Origin of the sequence: Pyxidicoccus fallax (genome assembly GCF_012933655.1) — a bacterium.
GTDB classification, from domain to species: domain Bacteria; phylum Myxococcota; class Myxococcia; order Myxococcales; family Myxococcaceae; genus Myxococcus; species Myxococcus fallax.
On the sequence record NZ_JABBJJ010000696.1, the window covers coordinates 1 to 1,488 of the forward strand.

A 1,488-nucleotide genomic window follows, 5' to 3' on the forward strand; every position below is an offset into this window, starting at 1 on the left:
CACCGCGCCCCCGCGCGCCTCCTCGCGCCCCCTGGGCAACACCGGCCTCCAGGTCTCCCCGCTCGTCCTCTCTGGCGCGAACCTCGCCTCCCCCCAGCCCTTCTTCGAAGCGCGCGAGGCCGGCCTCAACACCTTCTTCTGGGAGCCGCGCTACACCGCGCTCACCCAGTTCCTGCGCAGCGGCCGCAACCTCCGCGAGGGGCTCGTCATCGTCGCCGGCACCTACCACTCCGGCGCCGCCGCCCTCCGCCGCGACGTGGACACCGCGCTGCGCCGGCTGCGCACCTCGTGGCTCGACGTCTTCCTCCTCTTCTGGGTCCGCTCCCCCGAGCGCCTCAACGCCGAGGACTTCGCCGCCCTGGAGCAGCTGCGCGCCGAGGGCAAGGTCCGCGCCTTCGGCTTCTCCACCCACCTGAGAGACGTCGCCCGCGACGCGCTTTCCCAGCACCCCTGGCCCGTGGTGATGACCCGCCACAGCGCCGCGCATCCGGGCGCGGAAGCCGCGTTCCTCCCCGAGGCCGCCGCCCGGGGCACCGGCGTGCTCACCTTCACCGCCACCTGCTACGGCCGTCTCCTCCAGCCCGCTCCCGGCGCTCCGCCCGACGCGCCCCTGCCGTCCGCCGTGGACTGCTACCGCTACTCCCTGTCCCAGCCGGGCGTCAGCGCCACCCTCACCGCCCCGCGCAGCCGCCGCGAGCTGCTCCAGAACCTGGACGTGCTCTCCCGCCCGTACCTGGAGCCGGACGCCCTGCCCGCCATGCGCGCCCACGGCGAGCGGGTGCGCGCCCGGAGCCGACAGCTCGACACGCTCGTCCGCCGCGCTCCGGGTGGCCCGCGTGACGCCCTGCTCGCTCTCTTGGAAGAAGAGGAGGGCCCTCGCGACGCGGGCGACCTTCCTTCCCGGTGAAGGATGTGGTGAGCTTCGTCCCGCTCCTGGGGCCGCATGCAGCCAGCCTTCCGTCCGCGATGTCACGTCGCGGCTGCTCATGACACCCATTGAAGAACGAGAGCCGGTGCGTGGTCCGCCTGGCGGGCTTCCCGACCTACGCCCGTCTCTTGCAGTGCAGGTGGCGGCGGTCCCAGGAGCACGCAGTCCCTCCTCGGTGGGAGCACTGGAATGGACCTCGTTGGCCTCCTCCTCGAGCTGAAACCCCTGACGGCCGACCCCGAGGCGAACTTCGACCGCGTCGTCGAGCTGCTGCAGCACCACCAGGGCCTGGCCGAGTACGAGGTGGCCCGCTTCTACGTGAGCCGCGCCTGGCTGGAGCCCGTCTCCCGCCGCCTCAAGAGCGTGGACCCGCGCGAGCGGCTCCAGGCCGTGCGCCTCATCCCCCTGCTCTTCGCGAGCGCTCCGGCCGCCAGCCAGCTCCGCCACCGCGTGAAGGACCCGGACCTGCGCGTGGCCGCCGCCGCCCGCGCCGCCGTGCGCAAGCTGGGCCTGGCCGACGTCGCCCTTCCCGACACCCGCGCGGACCCGCCCCGCCAGTC

At 74.0% G+C, this 1,488-nt stretch carries 2 protein-coding genes; both read left to right on the forward strand.

The features are described from left to right. On the forward strand, window positions 1–907 hold a 907-nt coding region (locus tag HG543_RS53585), incomplete at its 5' end, for an aldo/keto reductase (protein WP_169352666.1). 210 nt (window positions 908–1,117) lie between these two features. Continuing rightward, the coding region (locus HG543_RS53590) for a hypothetical protein (RefSeq protein ID WP_169352667.1) at window positions 1,118–1,488 on the forward strand (371 nt) is incomplete at its 3' end.